This is a genomic window from Streptomyces sp. NPDC005728 (genome assembly GCF_040630895.1).
GTDB lineage: Bacteria > Actinomycetota > Actinomycetes > Streptomycetales > Streptomycetaceae > Streptomyces.
The window spans coordinates 1-3331 of sequence record NZ_JBEXYL010000242.1 but is presented as its reverse complement, the minus strand read 5'-3'; the positions used below and the strand labels follow the sequence as shown (position 1 = coordinate 3331).

2 protein-coding genes are annotated in these 3331 nt (G+C 69.4%); both read left to right on the top strand.

Features of this window, described 5'->3' with window-relative positions:
• Positions 1-313 (top strand): BlaI/MecI/CopY family transcriptional regulator (locus ABZ471_RS48085; protein WP_359075478.1); only part of this gene is annotated, 313 nt, incomplete at its 5' end.
• A 958-nt stretch (positions 314-1271) separates the two neighbouring features.
• Complete coding sequence (locus ABZ471_RS48080) at positions 1272-3188, top strand: hypothetical protein (RefSeq protein ID WP_359075477.1); 1917 nt, start codon at positions 1272-1274, stop codon at positions 3186-3188.
• The last annotated feature ends 143 nt before the right edge of the window (positions 3189-3331 follow it).

The window sequence follows — 3331 nt, the reverse complement described above, 5'->3', positions numbered from 1 at the left end:
GTCCGTCAAGAAGCCCGTTGCCAAGAAGACGGCCACGAAGAGGACTGGGACCACCCTGGTCGACCTCATCCACCGTCACCTCACCGAGCAGAGCGAACCCCGCTCCGCAGCGGAAGTCACCGAGGCACTCGGCAAAGCTCACCCCGACCGCAACATCGCGACCACCGTCGTGCGCACCACCCTCGAAAACCTCGTCGCCAAGAGCCTGGCCCAGCGGACCAAGCAGGGCAGCTCCGTCTACTACACCGCCGCCGGTGCGCCGGAGTCGAAGGCAGCGGCCACGGACGAGGCCCAGCCCGAAACGGCAGGGTAGGCGCCGGCTCATCAGCTGCTCGCCTGCCGTTTGGTCTTGGTCAGCGCGCCCGGACACTGGCTCCGTAGCTGTCGGTCCGGCGAAGCACCGTTACCTCCTGAGGCGATGCCGGCCCTACCTGGATGAGATACAACTCGGTGGTTTCATCCGGAGCGAGGTCGATGGCGGTGTAGCAGGTCGGATGCGGCTTCTTGGATACTTGCCCGCTCCGGCCGTGGCAGACCGGTCTCCACGCATTCTCGGCGTGGACGAGTTCGCATTCCGCCGCGGCTGTCGCTACGGAACGATCCTCGTCGACGCGTGGCCGCTGCCGCGGCGGCGAGGTCGAGGTGGGAGTTCATGTCCAGCTCGAACCGGCCGTAGGGGTTCACATGGGTCCAGAACAGCGGGGACAGGGCCCGGATGTTCCCTGTTCCGTGGGCGTCCTACCGGTCGGCTGCGCGCCGTGCCCGGCCGTGCGAACCACTCTCGCACCCCGGGAAGTCGCCGCCACACTGCTCCCCTTTCCGCCGTCCTTCCACAGGGCCCCGATTAAGGACAACGTCGCCTCGGCTTTCGGAGTTCGGCCCGACGCGGTGTATCACCAGGCAGGGACGCCTTCCCGGGACGATCTGGGGCCGTGGCGCCGGGCCACCAAGTCGAGTGCGTGTGCGAACTTCACGGTTCCATTAGCACTGGTCAGTCACCTGAAGGCCGGGACGGGACGCGGGGTGAGGGCGAGGGGCCGGATATCGATGGGGCCCTGAACCGCGTGCGCGCGATCTTCCGTCTCCTGTGACCGACGGGCCGAGGACCGCTCGTTCGACGATCCGTGCACCACGCGCTCGACAGCGGATCGGGGGCGACCCCGGTCCCGCTCCACTGCCGGAACGGCAGCACGGTGCCGCCACGGGGAGTCGGCGGCCTTGGCAGTCCCCCGCGCCGCCGGGCGCGGGGCCCGACGGGAGAGGCTTGATCGTTGAGTAGAGACAACCGTCCGCAGACCCTGGGGACCCTGCGGACCACGAGGACGCGATTACCGTCACGGCGGTGGATCACCGCCGTGCTCGCCGTCCTCAGCGCGGTGGCGGCCCTGCTGACCGTTCCGTTGACCGCTGCGCCCGCGCACGCGGCGGACGGTGACGGCACTTCACCGTTCGCCACGTACAACATGCGTGGCTCCGGCAACGGCTCCCGGTGGCGTTCGGAGATCGCGTCGCTGGCCAGGCAGGTCCCGGTGGTGGCGCTGCAGGAGGCGGGCTCCGGGCCGCCCGCGCCGCCGGACTTTCGCCGGGCCAACTTCCGCCGGATGCGGATCAATAGAACCCGCCCCTTCAATCAGCCCAATTTCGTCACGTTCTCGCGCTGGCGGACCAGGAACGTCGACCGCTACGTGTACTTCCTCCAGACCGACCCCCGCAGGATCACCGGGACCGACCAGGACACCTGGGACGGTGGCCGGACGAACCTGGCGACCGTCAGCGACACCCAGGCCAACCAGGTCGAAGTGCTGGACAACCCGTCCTACGACCCGGACCCGAACGCCCCGAACAACCGCTACCGGGCACGTCCGCTGCTAGGTCTGCGGTTCGGGAACACCTGGTACTGGAACACCCACGCCCGTGGCGAAGACGTGGTCGGGCGAAACGGTCGCCCCGGACTGCTCGACCAGGTCCGCAACTTCGCCGCCAGGAGCGACCAGCGAGGCCGGAACTGGGTTCTGGTCGGCGACTTCAACCTGAACATCCTCAACCGCACCGACGCCCAGGCCCGCAACCAGTCGCTGCACCTGCGCGCCGACGAGAACCTGCTGCGCACCGGCCAGCCGACGTACATCAACAGCGATGAGCCGAGCGAGCTGGACTACGCGGTCACACGCGGCCTGCCGGGTGGTTTCACCGCGAGCCGCCCACGCGGTGCCGGATCCGACCACACAGAGGTGCACTTCGCCCGGACGCCACCGCCGGTCCAGACGACCGCCCCGGCACACACCGGCTCCACCCAAATGGCCACAGCCACCGGCAGCGTGATGCAGCTGAACCGGGACGGCTCGATCGGGATCGGCCCCGCCCGCAACGACAACAACCAGACCTTGTCCATGTCCACCACCGGCGCGGGCACCCACTTCCTCCAGTTCGTCGGCACAGCGGGCTGCCCCTCCATAGCGCCGACCGCCCGCCGGGACGCGTCGGACTCCCGGATCGTCGCCGGTCCGTGTGACGACCCACGGGCGCAGTGGACGATCAGTGACCCGCGGCCCGATCCGGATTGGAACAACGACAACGGGGGGCCTCAGCTGTGGCGGAACGTGGCCTTTCCCGAGCTCTGCCTGACGCCGTCCAACAGGCAGGTGACCGCGTCGCCGTGCACCGACGACATCGCCCAGCGGTGGTGGGACAACGCCGTCGCACTGCCCAAGGACTGGCCGACGGCCGCCGGCAACGTACGCCTGGAATCCGCCTTCATGGGCGGCCGCATGCGGAACGGATCCTTTCCCGGGACCGGCATCTACACCCAGCCCACTCCGCCCAAGTGGTGGTGGATCTACTGGCTGCGCTACGAGCGCCTGGACTTCGGCTGGAACATCCAGCGCATCAGCCCGGACGACAACCTGGTCCGCTTCCAGAGCGTGGACGGCGACAACTATTGCCTGGGCGTCCGCGACGAGCACGCCACCTCAGAGACCGACGCCATGCTGCGGACGTGTGACGACACGCGCGGCGTCGACGCGGCCGGCCAGCGCTGGCTGGCCGAGACCTACGCGGACGGCACCATCCGCTACCGCAACGAAGCCAACCACCTCTGTCTGCTGGCCCCCGACGCCGACCACGGCAGCGTCAGACTCGCCCCGTGCAACGACATCCTGGCCGAGCGCTGGAGCGTGGTGAACCCCTGAACCCGTGAACCCCACCGGGCAGCCCGGGGCGGCGGAGAGTGGGCCCCGGGGGCCCCGGTTGGCCCCGGGCCCCGCCGCCGCCCGGCCCGGCCGAGGGGGAGAGGGGGGGGGTGGGGAGGTGGTTGGGTAAAAAAGGGGTGGTG